The sequence below is a fragment of the Sphingobacterium sp. UBA7855 genome (assembly GCA_002500745.1).
In the GTDB taxonomy this organism is placed as follows: Bacteria; Bacteroidota; Bacteroidia; order Sphingobacteriales; family Sphingobacteriaceae; genus Sphingobacterium.
In genome coordinates, this window is sequence record DLST01000001.1 from 134,500 (window position 1) to 159,257 (window position 24,758).

The window sequence follows — 24,758 nt, forward strand, 5'->3', positions numbered from 1 at the left end:
AGTTCTACCTGATTAATCTATTTGATGTCATGAATGACTTATTGCTATTAAAAATTATTTAGCATTTTTTGCAGTTACATTAAGCTCGATGTCAACGTTTTGTGCAATCATCCAATCTTGTGGGTTACCTTCTGTACCGTAAGTAAGTCCCCAATCTTGTCTTTGGATTGTAAATTTCGAGTAGAATGTTACCTCGTCACCATTGAAAGTAATTTTTGCAGGGAACGTTACATTCACTGTTTTATCTTTGATTGTCAAATTACCACTAACTGTATTTGTTGCGTCAGCAACAACACTTTTTCCTTGCGCCGCATCGAATGGACCGACTTTGGTGATTTCAAATTTCGCAGTTGGATATTTGGCTACGTCAAAGAAATCAGCACTTTTTAAATGCGCGTCCAAATCTGATGATTTTTTACCACCTGAAGTTGTAGGATCTACCGAAGCAGAATCGGTAAGAATAGAATTCACATCGATGGTGAAAGTACCACCAGTGACAGCATTATTTTCGACGGATAGCGTACCTTCGCTTTTCAGAACACCATATCTTGGATTTAAGCCACCTTTGTGGTATCCAGTCCATTTCACTGAACTTTTATCTGCTTCAACAGTGTAAGTTTGTCCTGTTTGTTCAGTTACTTCCTGTGCAGTTGTTGTTGTTGCTTTATCACCATTTGTGTTTTGACATGACGCCAACAATAAGATAAGGGCTAAACCCGAAATTAATTGCTTTTTCATTTTTTTATCGTTTTATTGTTAAATGTTATATACGATTTAAACTTTGACAGCATCAAAGCTGCCAATCTGAGCTTTTGATGCTGCTGGTACAAAGGTAAAGTATAGATAGTTTATTTTTGGTATTAGTTTCCTTAAAGAAACTACTTTCCAAAAAGATAGTGTCTTATCACTTTATAAATCTGTATTTTTGTTGGAAATTTAGGCCAACGAAACAGAGACGCTCGAGTCAACTGATCTAAGAATGCTCGTCTATGGAATTAAAAATACCACTGACGGCCGGCAATAGAAGAATAAAAAATAGTGAAATGAAAAAGGAAGCAACTTTAACGTCATCAGGTGTATGCAAAACACGCATGTTAGCCATCAATGATAGCATGGAAATTTTGGCAGGAAAATGGAAATTCCACATCATCGGTACTTTATTGTTAGTGGAGAAGTTGCGTTTTATGGAACTATTGCGCGAAGTCGATGGGATTGGTGCCAAAATGTTATCTAAGGAACTTCAGGATCTGGAAATGAATCAATTGATCAGAAGGACAGTGCTTAACACTAAACCTTTGACTGTTGAATACGAATTGACTGAATGTGGTAAAACTTTGGGACCCATCATTGACGAAATTGCCAAATGGGGGATTACCTACCGCAGCAAGCTGCATACGAAACAGGAGGATGTTGTGTCGGAAATTTAGTGCTTGAAATCTAAATGGCAATAGAAATGTGCTCTTTTAAAGTAAACTGCTGCCGGATAGCGCATCCTAAAATCTACTAACAAGTTCTAAGCGGGGAAGGCTTTTCCAGCAGTTCAGCTATACGATTTTCCAGGTCTTCTAAATCGAACGGCTTGGCAAGGTAGCTGTCGGCTCCAGCCCGCTGTGCAAGCGTTTCAATCTCGGTATTTGCGGATAAATAAATTACTGGGATATCGCGATATAAAGGATGACTTTTGAGTAACCGGGTGGCCTCAACACCCCCTATTTTTGGAATCCAATTGTCCATCAGAATTAAATCTGGACGTACCTCTTCCACTTTTTCAATGATGTCATGAGAGGTTTGTGAAACCGCTATATTATAACCATTTGTTTCAAGAATTATTGTACATATTTCTAGGACATGCTTATCATCGTCCAACATCAGTATAGTTTTGCTTCCCATGGTATAGCTTAAAAAAGTGGTGCTAAATTAAATAAAAAGGTTTATGCAAATTGTAAGGTAAAATACCGATTCGAATAAGTAGAAATCCGTATTTTAGTATAATTTGTAACTTAAGGTGACTCTGAGGTTACCCATTTTGCTGCTGCATTTTTTTGAAATTCACTTGGAGTTAGTCCAAAAGCTGTTTTAAAGCAGGTGGCAAAATAACGGGGATCGGAGAAGCCTATTTCAAAGGCGACTTCACTAACAGCAATGGATCGGTCTTTTTCCATGATCTGACACGCATGTTTTAGCCGTATATTTTTAATGAATTCACTGGGAGATACGTTCAGCAGGACTTTGGTCTTTCGATATAGCGTTGATTTGGATAGGCCCAATATATCCCCCAGTTTGATCACGTCAAATTGGTCATCGGCAAGATGTTCTTCGACAACTTGAATCATCTTCTGAACAAATTTTTCATCTAAAGGTGTATGATCAAGTGTCGAAATATTAATCTGCGTGTTATGCTGAAAAACAAGTTGACGACAACGTTTATTAATAATAAAACTTTGGATTTTGGCCTCCAGAACTTTAATCTCAAAAGGCTTGCTAATGTAACCGTCGGCACCCGCTTGATAGCATTCAATACGATCTTCGATACTATTTTTGGCAGTCAGGAGCAAAATAGGGATATGATTGAACTCTGCATTGGATTTGATCGTCTTGCACAACTGAAGTCCGTCGAGTTCAGGCATCATGATATCGCTCACAATGATATCTATTTCCGTATGTTCGAGTACTTCCAGACCTTTTAGTCCATTGTCAGCAATATGTACCTGATAATTTTGGGCTAGAATTCGCGCCATAGTCGAACGGAGCTCTTCATTGTCTTCCACCAATAGCAGGTTGAGCTTGGATTGTGTTGCATTTTTGGGTGTACATTCATCGACAGTATTCGATTCTATAATGGTAGCCTTAATTTCTTCAACAAAAGGTTGTTCCATGACAGCGATCCCTTGGTTATGGTAATACACTTTATCTACCGGAAACGTGATTTGGAAGTTACTTCCGATATGGGGCTGGCTTTCAACATCGATTTTACCGTGATGCGCCTCTATCAGCTGTTTGGTCACGGATAGTCCTATACCATTACTTTCAAGATGTTTTGTGGAAGTATTGGTGTAGAAAGCTGTGAAAATTTTCTCCATATCTTCGGGATAAATTCCTATACCAGTATCGCGAACATAGATGAATAGTCTGTTGCAACCCATGCTTTCCGCTACATGATACGAGAGTGTAACCTTTCCACCTTCCTCTGTATATTTAAATGCATTGGATAATAGATTGAATAAAATTTTATCAATTTTGTCAACGTCATAGAAAAGGATTTCAGGACAATCTCCATGCTGAACTTCAAAGTCGATTTGTTTCTTTTTGGCAATGGGGCCAAAATGCATGTCACCCAATTGGGTGACAAAAGAAGGGAAATTAGACGCGCTGATTTGCAGCTTCATGCTGTTATTTTCCATTCTTCGGAAATCTAAAATTTGTTGGAGCAACCGTTTAAGGCGACTGAGGTTAAGACGCATTTTATCGAATTGCTCCAAATTATTCTTTGTAGTCATCTGCACATCATCAACTAAACAGGAGATAATGGTGAGCGGCGTCAGCAGGTCGTGTGAAATATTGGTGAAATAACTGAGCTTGGACTGCGCGAGTTCTTTAGTTTTTTCCTTTTCAATCTGCGCTATCTTTAAATCACCACTCAATTTAAGACGTTTGACAGAATAACTAATAAAAAAGAAGGCAATCCCGGTAAACGCACAGGCATATAGAAAATAGGCTAAATTGCTCTCATAGAAGGCAGGCTTTTTTATGATTTCAATTTGAGTAGAAGCTGTATTCCATTTGTTGTACAAATCGGTCGACTTAACTAAAAATCGATACTTTCCTTTACTTAAATTGTTGTATGTGGCAAAAATACGATCTCGCGGAGCGTAGATCCATTCTTTATCTACACCCTCCAATTTATAAGCATACCGTATTTTTCCATTTTGGTTAAAAGGTAGGGCAGAAAAAGATATTTCGATATTTTGGTCTTGGGGATTCAGTGTTAAACTAGCCATATCGTCGCTAAACAGGTCCTTTTCTGATTCCAAAACAATGGATCTATTGTTGATTTTTATATCCGAAATAAGCACTTTTTCGTTAAAATTCGGTAAGATGCTGTGATCATCCAGTTGAACAATCCCATTGTACCCGCCAAAGTAGATGGTATTGGAGCTCCTGTCTACAGCAAAGGCCCGTTTTGAGAACATGTTGACTTGGAGGCTGTCAGCTGCAGAAAATTCACTTATACGCTTGTCTGCATGGTTGATCTTGTATAAATTTCGTGTTGTAGACAGCCAGGTGTAGCGATCGAGACAGAAGACATCGAGAAGCTGGTTTTTCTCAAATAATGTGCTGTTGGCGATCTCTGACACTTTTTGGTCCGCGAGTTGATAATTGAGTAATCGATTATCTTTGGTGCCAATCCACAAATTACCGGCCCGATCAACATCCATGGTTTCAATCTGATCCGTTTGTAATCCTGGAGTCTCCTTTCCTAGGTGTCTGATTATGGACTGTAAATCGCGGTTATCGATACAATAGATTCCGTTTTCTTTCGTTGCGATCCAGATATGGTTTTCCTTTCCTTGGGCAATCGCTACAGGCTGATCCTTTATCTTAGCAATCATCGTGATAGGTTCCGATTCCGATTTTTTTAGGAGGAGACCCTGCGTCGTTGCAATCCAGAGTCGTTTTTGCGTATCGGTAAAGAAAAACGAAGGTTTCCCTTGATGCTTGATCTGTTGAACTAAATTGATCTTCCGTAAAAATTGAATTGTATTGCTCTTCTTCTGAAAAACATTGATCGAAGCTTCATAGGCAGAGCCGACCCATAGTTCCTGTCCAAAATCTGTGGCACAGGTAACAGCACGGATCGAAATTAGATCCCTGAAATTGGAATTGCTGTAGGTATTGAGTTGATTTGTTTTCGGAGAGAGGCTACCAAATCCAAAACGTTCCAGATTGAACCAAAAGGTTCCGGTTTGATCGCGATAGAGCATATTTAGATTTGGAGAAATACTATAAAGTGCCTTTATCTCTTTGAAACTATAGTTTTTGACAATTGGTTTGTCAAAGCTAAACATAGACACCCCCTTACCACCTACAGCGAGCCACAATGTGCCGTGTTTATCTTGGTAGATATCGTTAAAAATATTTGTCGTGTTGTTGAAGTGGCCTGAAAGATCAATTTCTTGTAATTGACCATTTCGATATTGAAGTGTCGATATGCCCGAGAACGACAACACCCAAATATATCGGCGGCTTCGATCCTGAAGAATGTTGTAAAAAAGATCTTCTTTACCGCCATGTCGGCGCTTATTTTTTATTTCAATTTCTCGGTAGGGATTCGTCGAACGCATCGGATCGAATAAATAAATTCCATCTCCCCAAGTACATATCCATAGTTGTCCATGGTCGTCTTCCATGAGTTTGAACGGATTGTTGCGATGGCCTAGTCTAGGATAAGACTGTAATTTGTTGTTACCCTGACTTAACCTAAATAAGCCATCTCCCCAGACACCCAGCCAAATCCGAGCCTGGCTATCCTGAAAGATCGTATTGACGGTTTTGCCTCGCATGCTATTAGTTAGAATAGAAACCATTTGGGCATCTGTTAAAGGCTTCAATGTGCTATCGTAGATATAGATACCATCATCTGTGCCGATCCAGAGCCGTTTTGATCCGTCAACCAACAGGGTGTTGACGCGAACGTTGGCTACTCGTGGATCGTTCAGTGGGACAACTTTATAATTACGCTTATTTAATACGTAAACGCCCTTTTCTCCCCCTAAAATAAGTTTGTTTTCTAATTCTATCAGCGTACGGATCGCTTGTTGACTGCTAGCTCTCCCGCCGGCATCCTTCAATTTAAAATTTAGGATATTATAAGCATCATATCGACTTAAACCCTGTGTGGAGGCAAACCAAATGTATCCTTCCCGATCCTGTATCGTCTGATTGATCGTGAGTGAGGGAAGTTCATAATTTTTTGTTACGGGATCAAGTCCCATCTGTTGGCTATAAACAACAGTAGTCAAGGATAGATATAGATGCAAAAATGCAATAATCTGCCGAATACGTGCGCTCATCTTAATAATCTTTTAATCCACCTCTTTCAACATCCAGTTTAGTTAGCATTCTTATTCATCAATCGCTGCTGTGCTACATTGACCGAAACGGGCGTCAGTGTGTTCTTTCACTCCGAGGTAGCTGTTTCACTGGGCGAATAGCGGGAATCCAACTGAAAATTTTTAGGTTTATAGGGATTAAAGATACAAATGTTTTTTAAATAAGTGTATATTGTACGTTTATTGAATCTGAGCTACTCTACGCGATTTTTAGACCCTCTAGAAGCAAAATGATCCCATTTTGGGTCATGATTAGTCTTTATTCAAACATCGACAAAATCGATTTGTGGTAGCTTTGTTTGTCCCGGTTGGGGATCAAATTTATAAATCTCAAGACATGCGTATCAATTTTATTTTATGCCTATTGTTTTTAGGGCATTTTTCTTTTGGACAGAAGCTAAAAAAAGAAGTTGTCCTTTCTCAACTCAGAAGTGCGAACGATTATTGGCGATCTCATCACAAGCCACAAGTTTGGGCATTTTGGGACCAAGCGGCCTATCATACTGGTAATATGGAATTCTATAAGATTTCCAATTCAAAAAGTGATCTGAAATATTCTGAGGACTGGGCCAAATTCAATGATTGGAAAGGTGCGAAATCAACCAACAAACAACAGTGGAAATATAGTTATGGTGAAACGGATGATTATGTTCTTTTTGGAGACTGGCAGATTTGTTTCCAAACCTATATTGATCTTTATAATTTGTCGCCAAGTCCCGAAAAGATAGCGCGTGCTAAAGAAGTTATGCACTATCAGATTCATACACCCAATACAGATTATTGGTGGTGGGCTGATGGTTTGTATATGGTCATGCCGGTGATGACCAAGATGTATAAATTGACGCAAGATCCTCTTTATCTTGATAAAATGTATACCTATTTGCGTTACGCCGATAGTATTATGTTCGATCAGGATGAGCATTTATATTATCGCGATGCCAAATATGTCTATCCCAAACACAAAAGCCTCTACGGTAAGAAGGATTTTTGGGCGCGAGGTGATGGTTGGGTGTTTGCAGCCTTGGCAAAGGTTCTTCAAGATTTACCCAAGGAGGATAAACATTATCACTATTACCAGGAAAGGTTCGAAAGAATGGCACATGCAATCGTGAGCTGCCAGCAGGAGGAAGGGTTTTGGACGCGAAGTATGCTGGATCCTGAACATGCTCCCGGGCGGGAGACAAGCGGTACAGCTTTTTTTACCTATGGTTTACTTTGGGGACTCAACCAAGGGATACTTATTGATCCGAAGTTTTCGAAAGCGGCACTTAAGGGATGGAGCTACCTCAGTGAAATTTCATTGCAAGCTGACGGAAGAGTTGGATATGTACAGCCTATCGGTGAGAAAGCTATTCCCGGACAGGTTGTGGATGCTCATTCTACGGCTCCATTTGGTGTAGGTGCATTTTTACTGGCCGGAACAGAGATGTACCGTTTTTTGAATAAAAAATAAGTGCCGTATGACAATGATAAATCGGGTTGTATTTTTCTTCCTTTTACTGTGGGCAGGTCAATCTGTTCAGGGACAAACTGTAAAAAAGACATCTACTGTGCCTGATGAGGCAAGTAGAACGTTCTGGCTCCAGGAAATGGACCGTATGCTACGGCCCGTATTGAGGAGTTTAGCACAGGATAGTCTTCGATTAAAAATGCCTCAGATGACATCCACGCAGGTGGATAACAAAGCGCATCGGATTAAAGTGCAGTACGTTGAGGTATTGGGAAGGGTATTGTCGGGTATTGGTCCGTGGCTTGCATTGGATGGAGGGTCCAAAGCAGAAAGAAAGCTTCGCGATCAATACAGAGCGTGGACTGTTCAGGGACTAAAAAATGCGTTAGATAGCAATGCGCGGGATTTCATGCGTTTTGATCTGGGCGGACAACAGCTTGTCGATGCATCTTTCATTGCTTTAGGTTTTATCCGGAGTCCGTGGCTGTGGGATCACCTTGATGAACGAACCAGAAAAAATTTGATTGCATCGATCAAGATAACGCGTCAATTTCGGCCTGCCTATTCCAATTGGCTGCTATTTTCGGCGATGAACGAAGCTTTTTTAGCTAAATACGCTACCGATTGGGATGTAATGCGGGTGGACTATGCCCTGCAGCAGTTAGAGCAATGGTATGTCGGCGATGGTATGTATATGGATGGTCCGCATTATGCTTTTGATTACTACAATAGTTATGTCATTCATCCTTTTTTGGCTGGCATCATGGACATGATTCAATTGAAGACCAAACATTACGATAGCATGTTTGCTAAAATCAGCCTTCGTAATGAGCGATATGCCATCATCCAAGAGCGGTTAATTAATGCAGATGGTAGTTTTCCGCCAACGGGAAGATCTGTAATTTATCGTGCTGCCGCCTTTCACCACTTAGCCGACATGGCGTTCAAAAAACGACTTCCTCAAGAACTGACCAACGGGCAGGTTCGGGGTGCACTGTCTGCTGTGTTAAAAAAGACCACCGAAAATCCAAGTACCTACCAAAATGGCTGGTTGACATTGGGCTTGTATGGTAGCCAGCCTGGCCTGGCAGATTCGTATAATAACCAGGGTAGCCCTTATCTCTGTTCGGTTATTTTCTTGCCTTTAGGCTTGCCTGATGATGATCCTTTTTGGACAAGTGAAGTGGAAGACTGGAGTGCCAAGCGGATTTGGTCGGGACAGGATTGGAGTAAGGACTATAGTAAAACTATTCAATAAGATAGTGGCTCTGAAACCAATATTTCAGGCTCAATTAACAGAATGAATGAAAAGATATCGTAGTCAAATAGGTAGAATTGGAATGCTGTGCGCTGCATTCCTCTTGATTCTTTGTGCCGTGCAAGGACAAGAAATTAAGGAAACAATAGCCGGAAACGGATGGGCTAAGAATACGGTCAACACCGCTGTATTTCGAAAAAATTCCCTAACCAGCAACGGCAAATATCAATATATAGCCTATTACGATGGGCAGGGATATGTCGTTTTAGGGCGACGCCTACTTTCCGGTAAACTTTGGCAGCTGCGTCGCACAGGTTATACCGGCAATGCCAAAGATGCACATAATGTGATCAGCATCATGGTGGACCAGGAAGGGTATCTCCATGTGTGCTGGGATCAGCACAATAGTCGATTGCGCTATGCGCGGTCTATCCATCCGAATAGTCTTGTGCTTGGTGAAGAGCGGATTATGGTAGGTCAAAATGAAACACGGGTGACTTATCCTGAATTCTTAAAAATGCCCGATGGTCAGCTGTTATTTCTATATCGGGATGGTGGATCCGGGAATGGCAATCTTGTGGTGAATAGTTACGATAGTAAACAGCAGCAATGGAAACGTATCCATAGCAATTTAATTGATGGAGAGGGAAAAAGAAATGCCTATTGGCAAAGTTATGTCGATAAACACGGGACGATACACCTCTCTTGGGTTTGGCGTGAAAGTCCAAATGTAGCGAGCAATCATGATATGGCTTATGCTTGTTCAAAGGATGGTGGATTAACATGGGAGCGAAGCGACGGAATAAGATATGACCTGCCCATGAAAGCATCTACAGCAGAGTATGCTGCCCGGATTCCGGAACGGCACGAATTAATCAATCAGACTTCCATCGCTGCTGACGATAGCGGGAATCCTTTTATTGCAACGTACTGGCGTGCTCCAGCATCAGACATTCCGCAATATAAAGTGATTTATTTAGAGGATGGTCAATGGAAGGTGCGATCTTTTGATTTTAGAAAAACCCCATTTAGCTTAAGTGGTGGTGGTACAAAGGAGATTCCTATTGCAAGACCACAGCTATTGGTTCGGGGTAAGGATAAGAAGATTGCATTAACATTGATCTTTCGCGACCAGGAAAGGGGCAGCCGGCCTTCGATTTTGACGTTACAGGGTATGCAGCAAGCATCCCCCATGATTACTGATCTGTGTCAAGAATCTGTAGGGGCGTGGGAACCAACTTACGATACCGAGTTGTGGCGAAAGAAACGTAAAATTGCGCTATTCGTACAAGCTACGGTACAGAAAGATGGGGAGGGATTAGCAGAAACGGAGCCCACTGCAGTAAAAGTGCTGGAATGGCGCGACAAAGCGAGAACAAAATGATCAAATTAAGCAACATGAAAATAAAACAGAGCCTACTTAGACTGCTGGTGTTGAGCTGCGTTTTTATTGGATTCGCAACAACCGCTCTGAGCCAGAATAGTTCAGTTTTCGAAGTGAAAAATCCCGATTTTAAAAAAAGTCCTTACACTGGACTGACACGCCAGCATTGGATGGATGCTGCATCCTATCTGTTGGAAGGGGCATTTTCTGTCGTTAGCGACTTAAATAGTCCCATGTTGTTTCCCAAGCAGCCTGGACGTAGCTATCCTAGAGATGGGGTGCACAATGAAACAGAACGACTAGAGGGTCTTTGCCGTACGCTTTTCATCGCTGTGCCGCTTTTAAAGAAAAATGCCGACTACGAGATCCGAGGTATTCGCGTAGCAGATTATTATAGGCATCAACTGGAACTGCTATTGCATAAGGGCTCCGAAAGCTATATTGCTCCACTTCCAGAAAAAGGCGGACCGAGTCAAAAGCTGGTCGAATTTGGAGGTTTGGCTGTGGCGCTAATGGCAGCGCCTGAAGTGCTTTGGGATCCGTTGCCACAACATACTAAAGATGAACTCGCACAAACGATGCTGAGTTACGGTAATGGACCAACGATACAGATGAATTGGCGATTTTTCAATATTATGATTCTAAGCTTTTTTAAAAGTAGAGGTTATCCTGTTCGGGAGGAGTACCTGAAGGATTTATTGGAAAAATGTCTTCAAGATTATAGGGGCGATGGCTGGTATAATGATAGTCCTTACTACGATTACTACAGTATGTGGGCTTTTCAGCTGTATGGATCGCTTTGGGCTGCTAACTATGGTGCGACAATGTACCCTGAACTTGCTGCAAAGTTCAAATCGAATTTGCGTGATGTGGTGAAAAGTTATCCCTATTTATTTAGCCGTAATGGTGAAATGATTATGTGGGGCCGTAGCATTTCATATCGTATGGGGGCCGCAGTACCCTTTCCATTATTGGGGTTACTGGATGACCCTTCCATCAATTATGGTTGGATGCGGAGAATTGCTTCGGGTACTTTGTTGCAATTTTTAGCGCATCCGGATTTTCTTTCGGACGGTATTCCCAACCTGGGCTTTTATGGCGCTTTTGATCCTGCGGTACAGGAGTATAGTTGCCGGGGAAGTGCGTATTGGCTGGGGAAATTCTTTTTAGGTCTATTGGTTCCGGAAAATAGCAGTTTTTGGACAGCTTCAGAAAATCAGGGTGCCTGGGATCGTCAGATTCCAGATGCGAAGGTGTTGAATACCTATGTGGAGGGAGCCCAAATGTTGATCACTGATTATGATAGCATCGGTGCCTCCGAAATCCGATCTTGGAACACCAGTAGGGACATTGGCTATTATCAAGGGACGGAAAATTACAATAAGCTTTCTTATAATAGTGCTTTTCCTTGGCAGGCCGATGGCAAGAACGGGGAAATTGCAATGAATTATACCTTTCAGACCCAACCGGGCAAGTGGGAATCACTTCGTATGTATCAATTTGGTGGGTACGAGGCAGGAGTTTATCGCCGTAGGGCGACCTTGGCCTCAGACACGAGTATCCATCTATTTTTGGCGGAACGGACAATAGCAAATGGAATTTTGAGATGTGATCAATTACTTTCCGATAAGCCTTTGGCCTTACGGCTGGGGCATTATGCCCTCCCAAAATGGAAGGATTATCCTATCCTTTCAGAAAAAATTGAGTATAACGGCAATGAGGCGATGATTTTAGATAATGGGCAATACCAATTGGCTATGGTAAGGCTCATGGGTTGGGAGGGAATGGAAAACTTAAGTTGCCGAGGACTTCATCCTGTAGCGCAAGAGAGTGCTGTATTGAATTGTTTTGTAGGTGGAGAAAAGTCGCCAGGAAAATGGTATGTCACCTTGCAGTTGTGGAAGAAATCGGGAGAAAAATGGACGAATGAAGAGCTTTTTCCGCAATTGGAAGCAACGGATAAGAAAGTGGAAATTCGCTGGCGTAACGGAGAGAAATACATCTTTCCCACGCGCATTTAACAAGTAGTAGCTGTAAAGTGTACCAGGGTTGCCAAAAAAATGGCAACCCTTTTTTGTGGTCAAAGAAGGATATCCTTATCACCTGTGTTGCTCGATTGAACGTGGCTTTTTAAGCCTGGCTGTTTAGACTATCGCACTGTCATGAAGTGGCTTATTATTGTTTAATATTGATTTTTCAGCATTTTGAAGCGAATTTCAACTCAATTGAACTAAAATCGAACACCAAAATCTGGCTTCAAAGGTAATTTTGTCTTGTGCTCAAAACAATTTTGGGCGGAATTATTCACTTGTTTTCTTCTAAGATTTGCGCACTATTTTTTGAAGGAAACAAGGACACCAATTATAAACGACAAGCTATGAATTCAACTTGAGAAGCGTATGCATTGAATATTCTGGCATTGCTAGGTTTATTCCAGAATCATTAAGAATATGAAAAACTAACCAAATCATTTATTAATAAATTATGTTAAAACATTATTATAATCGATATTCAAAAAAGGGCATTTTATTGAACAGCCTTTTTCTGATAGCCCTATCCAGTTACGGGCAAAGTGCAAATGTGAAAGGGGTTGTTAAAGATACCTCGGGCAAGGGAATTGCAGGTGTTACGATTCGCGTAAAAGGCGGTGCGGAAACTGTGCAAACTAATGGACAGGGGAATTTTTCAATTCAGGCATCCCCAGGTAGTACCTTAATCATCACCTCCGTTGGTTTTAAAGAGAAGCAGATCACCATAGGGCAGCAGGCCAATCTGGACGTTGCACTTGTACCTGCAGAAAATGTTCTGGAAGAGCTTGTGGTGGTGGGCTATGGTAGTCAGAAACGATCGGATATAACCGGTTCGGTCGCTTCAGTTCCTAAAGACCGTCTATCAAAGATCCCTGTCAACAATGTCATGCAGGCCATTCAGGGTGCGGTGTCTAATGTGACGGTATCTCAGGCATCATCGATTCCTGGTGATGCGCCCTCGGTGCAGGTAAGAGGAAGAAATTCAATTAATGCAAATTCCCAACCTTACATTGTAGTAGATGGCATACCATTGTCTCGTACGGATGGCTCTATTAATGATATCAATCCCAATGACATTGAATCCGTCGAAATCCTGAAAGATCCTTCCGCTGTGGCTATTTATGGTGTAAATGGTTCGAACGGTGTGATATTGATTACCACAAAGAGAGGAACAACCGGTAAACCGTCCATTCGGTACAGTGGCTATGGCGGGGTAGAAAATATAGCGCACATCCTCGAACCTGTATCTGGCGAGGAACTGTTAAAGCGTTATGCGGAATATGCCCGTATCACCAACACGAGTTTGTACAATGGCGGTCCGGTGCGCAATCAATACGAGTATGACAATTATAAGAATGGCGTAACGACGGATTGGCTGGATGCGGTTACGCAGACAGGCGTCATACAAAACCACAATGTCAGTTTATCGGGCGGTAGTGAAAATGCCAAATATTTTGTGTCGGGCGATTATTTAAATGAAAAAGGAGTTTTGTTGGGTTACAATTACAAGCGTTATTCGTTCCGTACAAATACCGATTTTAAGGCCACCAAATACCTTTCGGTGGGTACGTCCTCCTTTATCGTTGCACACAATAGAGATGGTGGACGGGCTAATTTGTTGCAAGCTGCGGCAATGAGTCCCTACGCCAGAATGTATAATGAGGATGGCTCTTTAACACAATACCCGATGTACTCGGAGCAACTCTGGTCCAACCCTTTGTTGCCAACAACCTTAGATCCACAGCGCCGTCAATTTAACATTAGCCTGAATGGCTATGCCGATTTGAATTTTGGTGAATTGTACAAACCATTGACAGGGTTGAAATATAAGTTGAATGCAGGTTACTCCTTTGTGCCGGTTAGAAACAATGTATACGAAGGTGAGTCGGTATATAATTTTGCTGGTTTTGGACGCATAACCAATAATGAAACACAGACTTATACGTTAGAAAATATATTGACCTATACCAAAGATTTTGGTAAGCACCATATTGACTTTACCGGGCTATATGCGGCAAAAAGCAAATATTGGCAACAGGCAATTGCAACGGGCGAGGTTTTTCCCAATGATGCACTTGGTTGGGGAAATCTAGGGGCGGCTTCAACGCAAAAGGTTTCTTCACAGGCAGATTTATACCGTTCGATCTCACAAATGGGCCGTTTAAATTATGCGTACGATAGTCGTTATATGATGACCTTTACCGTTCGCCGGGATGGTGCATCCGTTTTCGGCAGAAACAACAAGTATGGTACTTTTCCATCCGCAGCAGCAGCGTGGAATTTGCATAACGAATCCTTTATGCAAAATGCCAAACATATTGTCAATAATTTAAAATGGCGTATTTCTTATGGTCTTTCGGGTAATGAGGCAATCGGTATTTATCAGACTCAATTTTTAATGAATTCGTATCCTATAGCGATGAATGGCTTGTCAAATACGGCCTTAACTATCCGAACCATGATGGGTAATGATAATCTGCAATGGGAAAAGACGAAAGGGTTCAATACCGGTGTTGACTTTGGATTATTCAATAATCGGATCTCAGGTAGTATTGACGTATACAAATCCAATACCTATGATCTACTTCTTCAACAACGTCTACCCAATCTAACAGGTTTTGCCTCAGTATATTCGAATATTGGCAAAATTGAGAATAAAGGCATCGACCTGACTTTAAACACTAAAAATATCGTAAAAGATCAATTTAACTGGTCGAGTACAGTGGTTTTTTCGCGTAATAAAAATAAGATCACGGATGTATATGGCAACGGGAAAGACGACTTGGGCAATCGGTGGTTTATTGGACAGCCCATCGGAGTCATCTATGATTATACAAAAGTGGGTATCTGGCAGGAGGAAGAGATCGCGTCGGGAGCGAACAAAGGATGGGATGATGCTGCGCAAGCGGGCGACCTTAAATTGGCCGATCTAAATGCCGATGGAAAGATTGATGACGGTGATCGATCTGTTCTTGGACAGACGACACCGAAATGGACTGCAGGTTTAACCAATACGTTTACTTATAAAGCATTTACCTTAAACGTTTTTCTCAATACGGTCCAAGGTGTATTGCTTAATAATCCGCAAATTGGTGCTGCCTCGGACGAGATGGGACGTCGAAGCACACCTGCGGCCCTCGGATATTGGACGCCGGAAAATAAAAGTAATGAATGGCGTTCGCTGGGGAATCATTCCAATGTTCATGGATATGGCTTTCCTTCCAATGCCAGTTTCACCCGTTTGAAAGATGTAACCTTAAGCTATACAATGCCACAACCACTTGTGGAAAAAATTGGTGTTCAGGGGCTGACAGTATATGCAAGCGGTCGAAATCTGTATACCTGGACCAATTGGCTGGGATGGGATCCGGAGGCTCGGGATATCGGACGCGGTTCTACAGATGACAATATCAATTATCCAATGGTGAGGACGTATGTTTTAGGCATTAACCTTAGTTTTTAATGCTTAGACATTTATTTTTCAAAAATCAATTACATACACATGAAAAAGACGATTAACAATTATACCACCTTATTTTCCATATTGGCTTTGTTATCCGTAGGAGCCAGCTCTTGTGGTAAAGGCTATTTGGACGAGAAACCATATTCTAATTACGATGCAACGAATGTTGATCCGACGACAGTGGAGAACAGGTTGCTGGGTTTACATTATAACTTTGCCCAGCTTTGGGGCTACAGTGGCAGGCAAGGATTTCTTTCCTGTTGGCAGATCGGGACGGATATTGCGAGTGCTGGATCGACAGAGGGGGTTGAGAATCCTTTTTACCAATATGCCGATCTCAATTCAGAAAATGGAGGCGTAAGTTTCTTGTGGGAAAAATGCTATGCATTTATTAATAATGCCAACCTCATCATTGACGGAGTAGGCGATAGCAATCCGAAGGCCGCCGCTGAGGCACGATTTTTTCGCGCATACGCCTATAATATGCTGGTTACTTTGTGGGGAGATGTACCTCTGTTGACCAGCTCCATTAAAGTGCCTTCATTTAATTATACACGAACCGCTGTTGCTGAAATTGACAAGGTTATCGCCGATGATTTGAATTATGCCGTGAAAGAACTTCCTGATCTTGCTACAGCGAGTACAGCTAGCCGAATCAATAAGGATATGGCGAGACAGCTTGCTGCAGAAGCTTTTTTACGTATTGGTATGCGTGACGCAAGCTATTTTGCACAAGCTGAAACGATGGCAACCGCTATTATCAATGGTGGTAACTATAAGTTGATTGAGGCACGTTATGGCAAATACCTGGCCGAAGGTGGTGATTACTTTAGGGATATGTTTCGTCAGGGAAACATGCGCCGTAGGCAGGGAAATACCGAGGCCATCTGGACTTTTGAGTTGGAGTATAACCGAGAGGTTAATGGCGGTACAATAGATAACCCACAGCAGCGCCGGGTATGGCAGCCGGCTTACCACAAATGGGACGGTATGGTCAATGCTGATTCGCTGGGCGGAAGAGGAAATGGCCGTTTACGGTTGAGTAATTTTATGAAATATACGGTATGGAAAGGGCTGAAAGGCGATATCCGGAATAGCAATTTCAATATACGCAGGACAACCAATTATAATCGTCCGAATTTCAGCGCAGAAATTGGTGTTGATGCGGATGGTTATCGGGTTGCAAAAGGTGCAGGAACTAAAAACATCGTCATTAAAACCGGAGATAAGGTCGTTCCTTTCCGTACCGATAGTTTGGAAGTCTGGTATCCATTTCCAACGAAATGGGGTGGTTATGATCCACTCGATGATTTTGGTTATGCGCTGGTGAAAGACTGGCCAGTCATGAGATTTGGAGAAACCTATTTGCTGCGTGCAGAAGCTCGGTTGCGGCAGGGAAATGCAGCCGGTGCGGCGGAGGATATCAATAAGCTGCGTGATCGATCATTTAAAGCAGCACGCGCAGAGTCTGGTAATAATCAGTTAGGTAAAGTGGCCTCAAGTGATTTGACGGTAGATTTTATCTTAGATGAACGCGCCAGAGAACTGATTTCAGAAGAGAACCGTCGGATGACTTTAGTCCGAACCAATAAACTGAAAGAACGGATTTTACGCAATGGGGATGCGGGACCCGCAAATAAGATAACAACTGGTTTTCAGGATTATAACGCTTTATTACCTATTCCCTTAAGTGAAATTCAGCTGAATAATAAAGACAGTGACAACCTGAAACAAAATCTGGGTTATAAATAGCATTTTTCTACAAATTAAACGACTGTTTTCTGGGTGAAAGAACCTATTTGCAGGCAATGGGCTGATTCTCGAATCAGCCCATTGCCTTTTTTTAGGATTAATGCTATTGTCGTATAACATTACTGATGTTTATGTTAATGTATTTGATCAATAGTCATTACCGCAAGATCATCCGTTTTGGGATTGCCCTACTATTATTATAAGCCCGCATATTGCGAGTAGAACTAATATAGGCTCGTCCGTCTTACAGGTGGAGGATAATCATTTTGCGAAGAAAAAGTGCTTGTTAAATTTTATGCTTGTGCTGGACGATAATAAGGGAAAAGATAGTATGATTAAAGTTGCGGTATAATGCTCCGCTTGAAGACTGGAATTTTTGAGGAAAACCTACACTTTTTTGGATGAAAGTGTAGGTTTGGTCAACCCACTTTTGGGCTAAAAATTCTGCGAATCCGCAGAGGGGCCATAACTCGCTGGTAAAGGAATATCGTTGAGCCTATAATACACGCCTAATTGTGCTCTGTGATGTGTGATCTGATTTAATGCGTGGCGAATCGCTTCATATTTGCTCCAACTTGCCAATATATGGCCGTCATTTTTAATTGCCCAGTTTCCGGCCAAGTCTAACTCTTGCGCTTTTTCTAAGGCGTCTATTCCCGCATGGTATGCTTCGTCCAATTTTTTTAAAAGATCTTCGGATGTCGCTAGGCTTGTAGGGACGTAAGGAACTTTGGCAAAATCAAGTTCTGAAGTTTTTAAAACGGTACTTGGCCATTCAAAAACCTCGACTATGTGAGTTGCCAGACGCATCATTTTCATACTTTTCTGATGTGGTGCATACTCATTCTTTCCAACCGGAAAAAGTGCGATAAAGTTTCTTGTAATTTGATACTCATTCGCTAACTCTGCTTTTAATTGTTGTAACGTATTCATTTTTTTTTTGATTATGATTTAAAAATTTGATCCTACTTCCCATTGGGATATGAACAAAGATCAATCCAATGAGTGACAATAGTTTGTCAGCATAATCGCTGCCCCCGTTCGGGCGCTGTTGATTTTTCTTCAGACACTGAAGTTGCAGCTTCGATTAAAGAGCGGTTGAAGTTGTATTTTTTCTTCATTTATGGAATAATGATATTCTCAGCATCCCTGCACAAGAGTTGAAGTACTGGATGAAAGAATCTAGTGCTTGGGTTTAGTTAATTTTATTTATTTTTAAAAGAATTTAGCCAGTATCTAAACATGAAATGGAAATCAATATTAGTATGCTTTTTAGCTGTGTTGTATGCTTCTGTACTTTGTGGACAATCGAGCTTATTCGATAGTCCACGCGGTTCTGCTGACTATTATATTTATAAGCTAAGCCCTAAGATTTTAAAAAAGATTCATTTGGATGGAAGAAAATTCGATGAAGCCATGCTCAGCGATTTTATTGTAAAATATAAGGTTGGAGACTCAAATCCGGTGTTACCACGTGGTAACTATGTAGAGGTCCGCGCTAATGGAACAGATCTCATGTATCGGGAGTTGATCAGCGATAACCTGTATGTCAAAATTATTCCTGCGAAAGCTTTTGCGATTTGTCTATACGATTCTTTGGGAACGATTATAAAAGATGCGCAGGTAAAAGTGAACGGAAGTCGCATGTCACTCGATAAAAAGTTCCATTATTATACAGCTGCCAATGCAAATACTGACGATATCGTCAGTATTGAACACCAGGGTGTCTATCATTATCTGACTGTAGAACGGGTCTGGCCCTATAAAGATAAGGTGTCATTATGGAAAAAAATCAGCAACAGCTGGCTCAGAACTCGGTTGAAAATTCAGCGGATCTTTCATAAAAAAGAAACTGGTGGTACAGAAAGCTTTATGGTTTTTAATAAACCGATGTATAAACCAAATGAGCAAGTTAAATTTAAAGCGTATCTGGAGAAAGCAAAATCGAAACCTTACCGTGATTCTATCGTCGTACGTCTAACGGGAGGATATGGTTATGCGAAGGATACCATTTTGGCTCGCCTAGCGCCTTATCGTCCGGGCATGTATAATTTTGCATTTGATTTGAAGGGGTTGGGCCTTACTCTGGATAGAAATTATTGGATTTCTTTGGAATATCCGAAAACCAAACTAGTCTTGCATCGACAGCATTTCCGATATGAAGACTATGAACTAAAAAGTCTAAGCTTTACGATGACTTCTGAAAAGACAGATTATGCCAAAGGAGATAGTGTACGGCTGAAACTGAAAGCAGTAAATGAAAATGATATGCCCATATACGATGGGAAAGTCGATTTACAGGTGGTGGCTAGTCCAGTTTTGATACATACTTTAAAAGCCAATAAGGTCAATTTTATTCCAGATACATTATGGAAAAGAAGTGTTTCGCTTGCAGATGTGGCAGAAAAGGAGATTGTATTACCGGATTCAATTTTTCCGCCTGACATTGGTATTTCCTTTCGCGTTATTGGTACTTATTTAAGTTCGGATAATGAAAGAATAGCGCGAAGCCTTGATCTCCGGAGGCTCAACCGCGAAAAGGAAATCCGTGTTACGGTCAAAGATGGACAAGCATCGCTGAACTATGTGGAAAAGGGCATTGAGCAACCAGCATCTGCTGAGCTCAAGATATTTGGAGAACATGATGAAGTGCTAAAGGCTGAAAATTTAAGTTTACCAAATCTGGTTTCAATACCTTGGCAGGCCAAAGAACTTGTTGTCAAATCGAATGGTTTTAGTAAAAGTGTTGATTTGGAGGAACAACAGCAGGTCCAACTAAATTATCAATTTTACCGCACTGTAGATTCGGTACTATTGCATGTCGGCAACCCTGCTAGTATTCCATTTTGGTATCAAGTTCATCGTGGTGGTCGTATGATTGCTGCAGGCTATGAAACCGAATTGAATCGCGCATTTTTAGCTCGTGGAAAAGAGGGGTACAGCTTGGAGATCACCTACCTTTTTGGAGGAAAATCCAAAGTTATTCGTGAGGAATTGCCCTATGTGGAGAAAAATTTAAATTTGGAAGTTAATACCGCCACGACAGTATATCCGGGGCAGAAGGCTTTGTTTGAATTTTCTGTTACGGATAAGAAGGGCAAACCCTTGAAAGATGTCGATATTACAGCCTATGGTTTTACCTCAAAGTTTAAGTCAGCCTCGACGCCAAATGTTACCGTCGGTGGTCTGATGCGCAGGGCGGCGGTCGGGCAAAACCTTCATGTTAGTTTGGATGATGATGAAAAAGTTTATCAGGGAGCGCTGCAAGATTGGGTGAAATGGTCTAAAGTAATGCAGTTGGATACGATTCCCTTTTATCAATTCTTATATCCAGATGTCTATTTTCAGGAGTCTCTTCCACTGGATGCTGTTAAGAGTCAGGTATCCCCTTACATCGTGGTAAACGGTGCTGTGCAAGGTATTCATCTGGTTTGGATAGACGGTGTACTGACCTATGCGAAGCAAGATCAGCAAAATAATCCTACTATTTTTGAGGTTGCTCCAGGGCAGCATGATTTTAGGTTTAGAACCAAGGATCGTGACATTCGGGTAGAGGGGTATTACGTTGAAAAGGGAAAAAAGGTCATTGTTTCCTTTAATGCTTCACGAGATACGATTGGTTTTGATTACCCCGACAAAGCATGGAGAAAGGGCCATATTTCGGTTCTTCGATTGCCAAAAGAGCAACAGGGTAAGCTTTTCGATAAAGAAGTGGCCGAATTGAAGCGACAGTTGATCACCGTGACCAACAATTTTGGAGCCTGGCAATTACCCAATAGTAATGTGCTGATCGAGCGACCAGCATATATCCAAACAGCTGGAGATCTCTATTACCTCAATCCGGTACAGCGAACCGTTTACAATAATCGGTTGCGGACACAGGTTCCCGTTCCGCTGATGGCAGGGCCATTTCCAAGAACGGAAATGTACAATGGTGTATCCAAAATAGGTATGCTTATGGTAGATACAGCGAAAATTGGCCGGTTTGAAATTGAGGGCGGCTATCAATATAGCATCTATAAAAACTATCAAAAGCAAAAAAGCTGGGATGGTAATCTTATCCGGCTGGATCTGTATGACTATAAACCAAGTTTAGATTTTCGGGAGAAAGTATGGTCGGTGGAGGATATCAAGGCAAATGTCGAGCAGCGTTTTAGGGAGACGATGCAAAACAGTGCTGGACTTGCACAGTTTGCTACGGTGAAAAGAGAACGTGAAGATGCTGGTTTTAAACTTAATTTAATGTTGGGCAATGATGCTTCACAAAAAAGCATTCGACCTACATTAATCTTTATCGAACCGACGAATGTCGAAGAGCGGATGTATTTTAGGCTCTTTTACGGTGGACATCGAACGTTTGAAGATCTTCCAGTCGGCGAGGTTACTTTGCATATTGTACAGGATGATTCAACTTCCTTTAGTTTGCCAGTCGAGCTCAAAGCCCATGGAATGAATTATTTGAAACTAGACGCTATCCAATGGAGTAAGGCATCCCAGGCAGCCCGGTTAGCTTACAAACTCGTATGGGATGAAATTATTGTGCGTACCGTGGACAATCCATTGCGGGATGCTATCCAGACTGGACAAGAAAACGATCTGCAGGGCTTAAAAATAGACCGGGAAGGCTTTAGCGCGAGAAGAAAGAGCAACACGGCTGCGCGGATCCTGGTTTATGACGGTGATACGCCTTTAATTGGCACTAAAGTGCTTGATCGGGCTACGAAAAAGCAATATTTTACCAGTTTTGACGGTAGTCTGGAAATTGAGCTCTCCAACGATAAAAATACGGTACTTGAGATCGTTGCATTAGGGTACAATACCGCTACAGTTAAAGTCTCCAGTGGCAAAGATTATTTCGTGGAGTTAAAGCCAAGCGAAAATGAATTGGACGAAGTGATTGTGATGGGATATGGCGTCCAAAAAAGACAATCATTGCGTGCGGCAGCGAAATCGATTGATGTTCAGATGGATGGCGTAACTACGGCTATGTTACAGGGTGCGGTAGCGGGAATTCGAATTCGTGGAGCTGCGAGCCCTTCCCCTAGCGATAAGCCGTTAATTTTAGTGGATGGGGTTCCTTTTGAGGGTGATATTTCAAGTATTGATCCTGCTAGCATCGCGTCATTTAATGTGATTAAAGACCAATCCATGCTTGCCCTATATGGTGCTCGTGCTGCCAATGGTGTAGTGATGGTTCAGCTGAAAGCCGGAACTGCCGCAGTAGCGAGGGGTGCGGCGGATATGCTCTATTTGGAATCTGGAAATACGCTGCGTGTAAACTTCCACGATGATGCATTCTGGCAGCCAAAGCTCACTACCGATGCTCAGGGAAGAGCTAATTTTGAAGCGACCTATCCGGATGATATTACGAATTGGCGAACATTCTTTATTGCTAAAGGAGGTGAAAATTTCGCCGACATGAAAGAGCTAAATGTCAAATCCTTTAAAGCTGTTTCGGCACATCTGGCAACTCCCCGATTTGCCATCAGAGGTGACCAGTTTACAGCCATGGGACGGGTTGTTAATTATGTTAGCGATAGCTTACAGCTCGCGCGTACCATCAACAATGGGTTAACAACGCAGGAGGCAAAGTTAAAAATTGCGAAGTCCTATCGGGATCGTATATCGGTCATTGCCAATCAAGGTGACAGTATTCAGCTGTCTTATTCGATCGGAATGTCCAACGGATATTTTGATGGTGAAAAACGAAGCATTCCGATATTTGAAAAGGGGCTTGAACAGCATGAAGGAGATTTTAAAGTGCTCAACGGTACGGCAGAGTATGTGCTTAAAACTTCTCCGGCGCTAGGCGAGATCACCTTGCATGCCGAAGCAAATTCGCTGGAATTTTTACAACGGGAAATCGAATCGATCGATCGTTACAAATTTCTTTGCAATGAACAGATGGCCTCCAAGTTAAGCGCATTGCTTTCGAAAAAGGTGCTAACTAAATTAATTGGAAAGCCCTTTACAGAGGATAAGAAAATAAGGGATCTCCTGAAAGAGTTACAGAAAAACAAAAATGCCAATCAGGGCTGGGGCTGGTGGAACAAGAGTGAAACTGTGACCTGGATCAGCAACTATGTGATCGGGGTACTGCTGGATGCGCGCGAAGCCGGATACCAGGTTGAGATCGATACGGAGAGCTATGCAGAACGTGAAAAGGCCCTATTGAAAAGCAGCTTGGCTTCGCTGGATTTTCTATTGGATAAAGATCAGCTTTACGGGGCCAAAGAGAATTTGTTTAGCTCCGTGCTATATCTACTCCGGTTGGATCCTAAAACCGATTACAAAAACTATTTCTTCGAAATTGATACAAAACTGAAAAGTAAAACCATCAAGGATAAACTGTTGAAATATCTCTTGATTTCAAAACTGGGTCTTAAAGATTCTCATGCGGCAGATACTATTCTTAAATACGCCTCAAAGACTATCTTAGGCGGGCTTTATTGGACTTCTGGAACTACAACAGATCAGAAAGGCAAATTTTTTATGCGACCTACGGAGACCAATACTGAGAATACACTGTTGGCTTATCATGTCTTAAAATCAATTGGTGGTCATGATTCGGATTTAGAAAATATCCGTAATTACTTTTTCGCGCAGCGGCAGCAGAACCAATGGTATAATATCTACGAATCTTCCCGTATCATACGAAGTATTCTTCCTGATTTACTGAAAGAGGGTGAGTCCTTTCAGGCACCGGTAATGGTTATCAATGGCAAACGTATCACGACATTTCCGTATACGCAAAGCTTTATGTCGGATGAACAGATTAAAGTGCGGAAAGAAGGGACGGGGCCGGGGTTTGTGACAGCCTATCAACATTTTTGGAATCCAGATCCTGCCGTAGAAAAAGAAAAGGGGCTTGCCGTGACAACGCGTTTTAAGGACAATGGTGCTACGGTAGCGGCGCTCAAGGAAGGAAAGCCTGTAAAACTTGAAGCAAGCGTAACGTTAACTGGTGAAGCGGAGTATGTGCAGATCGAAGTTTCGATACCGGCAGGATGTTCTTATGAAACCAAAACCAATGGATACTATAGAATCGAGGCGCACCGAGAGCATTTCAAAGATCGTGTTGTCATTTTTTGCAACAAACTGGGGAAAGGTGCGCATACCTTTGAGATCGAACTTTTACCTCGTTATACCGGAACTTATACAGTCAATCCAGCGAAGGCTGAATTAATGTATTTTCCGACATACTATGGAAACGATAAAATAAAAGAAATCGTGGTGGAGTAAATATGCTTTTACAAAAAAAAAGGGACTTATCACACGATAAGTCCCCAACATATAAAAACAAAAATAAAA

Annotated in this window: 12 protein-coding genes; 8 read left to right on the plus strand and 4 right to left on the minus strand. The window is 41.8% G+C overall.

Going from position 1 to position 24,758, the window contains the following annotated elements:
- Positions 1-54 precede the first annotated feature (54 nt).
- Positions 55-738, minus strand: a complete 684-nt coding sequence (locus tag B2107_RS00590; protein ID WP_293952131.1) for a YceI family protein — start codon at positions 736-738, stop codon at positions 55-57.
- A gap of 251 nt (positions 739-989) precedes the next feature.
- Here B2107_RS00590 and B2107_RS00595 point away from each other — a divergent pair, with 251 nt between their 5' ends.
- Positions 990-1,427 carry a winged helix-turn-helix transcriptional regulator gene (locus tag B2107_RS00595; RefSeq protein ID WP_293952133.1) on the plus strand — a complete coding sequence of 146 codons (438 nt, stop codon included), beginning with the start codon at positions 990-992 and terminating at the stop codon, positions 1,425-1,427.
- 76 nt (positions 1,428-1,503) lie between these two features.
- Here B2107_RS00595 and B2107_RS00600 read toward each other — a convergent pair whose 3' ends face one another.
- A complete protein-coding gene (locus B2107_RS00600; RefSeq protein ID WP_293952135.1) occupies positions 1,504-1,869 on the minus strand; it encodes a response regulator in 366 nt (121 codons plus the stop codon).
- A gap of 131 nt (positions 1,870-2,000) precedes the next feature.
- The gene (locus B2107_RS00605; protein WP_293952137.1) at positions 2,001-6,071 is read right to left on the minus strand and encodes a hybrid sensor histidine kinase/response regulator transcription factor; all 4,071 of its coding nucleotides are present in this window, start codon (positions 6,069-6,071) and stop codon (positions 2,001-2,003) included.
- Between the two features lie 376 nt (positions 6,072-6,447).
- Here B2107_RS00605 and B2107_RS00610 point away from each other — a divergent pair, with 376 nt between their 5' ends.
- The 6 genes from B2107_RS00610 to B2107_RS00635 all read left to right on the plus strand — a co-directional run bounded on the left by B2107_RS00610 (position 6,448) and on the right by B2107_RS00635 (position 17,447).
- Positions 6,448-7,563 carry a glycoside hydrolase family 88 protein gene (locus tag B2107_RS00610; RefSeq protein ID WP_293952139.1) on the plus strand — a complete coding sequence of 372 codons (1,116 nt, stop codon included), beginning with the start codon at positions 6,448-6,450 and terminating at the stop codon, positions 7,561-7,563.
- A 7-nt stretch (positions 7,564-7,570) separates the two neighbouring features.
- A complete protein-coding gene (locus B2107_RS00615) occupies positions 7,571-8,818 on the plus strand; it encodes a DUF2264 domain-containing protein (protein ID WP_293952141.1) in 1,248 nt (415 codons plus the stop codon).
- A 46-nt stretch (positions 8,819-8,864) separates the two neighbouring features.
- Positions 8,865-10,202, plus strand: coding sequence for a BNR repeat-containing protein (locus B2107_RS00620; RefSeq protein WP_293952143.1), 1,338 nt, complete (start codon positions 8,865-8,867; stop codon positions 10,200-10,202).
- 14 nt (positions 10,203-10,216) lie between these two features.
- A complete protein-coding gene (locus tag B2107_RS00625) occupies positions 10,217-12,223 on the plus strand; it encodes a DUF2264 domain-containing protein (protein WP_293952145.1) in 2,007 nt (668 codons plus the stop codon).
- A gap of 463 nt (positions 12,224-12,686) precedes the next feature.
- Positions 12,687-15,695, plus strand: coding sequence for a SusC/RagA family TonB-linked outer membrane protein (locus B2107_RS00630; protein WP_293952147.1), 3,009 nt, complete (start codon positions 12,687-12,689; stop codon positions 15,693-15,695).
- A 39-nt stretch (positions 15,696-15,734) separates the two neighbouring features.
- Positions 15,735-17,447, plus strand: a complete 1,713-nt coding sequence (locus tag B2107_RS00635; RefSeq protein WP_293952148.1) for a RagB/SusD family nutrient uptake outer membrane protein — start codon at positions 15,735-15,737, stop codon at positions 17,445-17,447.
- Between the two features lie 435 nt (positions 17,448-17,882).
- Here B2107_RS00635 and B2107_RS00640 read toward each other — a convergent pair whose 3' ends face one another.
- Positions 17,883-18,380 (minus strand): DinB family protein, encoded by a 498-nt coding sequence (locus tag B2107_RS00640; RefSeq protein WP_293952150.1) that lies wholly within the window; start codon positions 18,378-18,380, stop codon positions 17,883-17,885.
- A gap of 309 nt (positions 18,381-18,689) precedes the next feature.
- On the opposite strand from B2107_RS00640, the gene B2107_RS00645 reads away from it, so the two are divergent.
- Positions 18,690-24,689, plus strand: coding sequence for an alpha-2-macroglobulin family protein (locus B2107_RS00645; protein ID WP_293952152.1), 6,000 nt, complete (start codon positions 18,690-18,692; stop codon positions 24,687-24,689).
- The last annotated feature ends 69 nt before the right edge of the window (positions 24,690-24,758 follow it).

Bases quoted from the DNA above. Each gene is read 5' to 3' on its own strand.
- B2107_RS00590 (WP_293952131.1), bottom strand. From the start codon at position 738: ATGAAAAAGCAATTAATTTCGGGTTTAGCCCTTATCTTATTGTTGGCG.
- B2107_RS00595 (WP_293952133.1), top strand. From the start codon at position 990: ATGGAATTAAAAATACCACTGACGGCCGGCAATAGAAGAATAAAAAAT.
- B2107_RS00600 (WP_293952135.1), bottom strand. From the start codon at position 1,869: ATGTTGGACGATGATAAGCATGTCCTAGAAATATGTACAATAATTCTT.
- B2107_RS00605 (WP_293952137.1), bottom strand. From the start codon at position 6,071: ATGAGCGCACGTATTCGGCAGATTATTGCATTTTTGCATCTATATCTA.
- B2107_RS00610 (WP_293952139.1), top strand. From the start codon at position 6,448: ATGCGTATCAATTTTATTTTATGCCTATTGTTTTTAGGGCATTTTTCT.
- B2107_RS00615 (WP_293952141.1), top strand. From the start codon at position 7,571: ATGACAATGATAAATCGGGTTGTATTTTTCTTCCTTTTACTGTGGGCA.
- B2107_RS00620 (WP_293952143.1), top strand. From the start codon at position 8,865: ATGAAAAGATATCGTAGTCAAATAGGTAGAATTGGAATGCTGTGCGCT.
- B2107_RS00625 (WP_293952145.1), top strand. From the start codon at position 10,217: ATGAAAATAAAACAGAGCCTACTTAGACTGCTGGTGTTGAGCTGCGTT.
- B2107_RS00630 (WP_293952147.1), top strand. From the start codon at position 12,687: ATGTTAAAACATTATTATAATCGATATTCAAAAAAGGGCATTTTATTG.
- B2107_RS00635 (WP_293952148.1), top strand. From the start codon at position 15,735: ATGAAAAAGACGATTAACAATTATACCACCTTATTTTCCATATTGGCT.
- B2107_RS00640 (WP_293952150.1), bottom strand. From the start codon at position 18,380: ATGAATACGTTACAACAATTAAAAGCAGAGTTAGCGAATGAGTATCAA.
- B2107_RS00645 (WP_293952152.1), top strand. From the start codon at position 18,690: ATGAAATGGAAATCAATATTAGTATGCTTTTTAGCTGTGTTGTATGCT.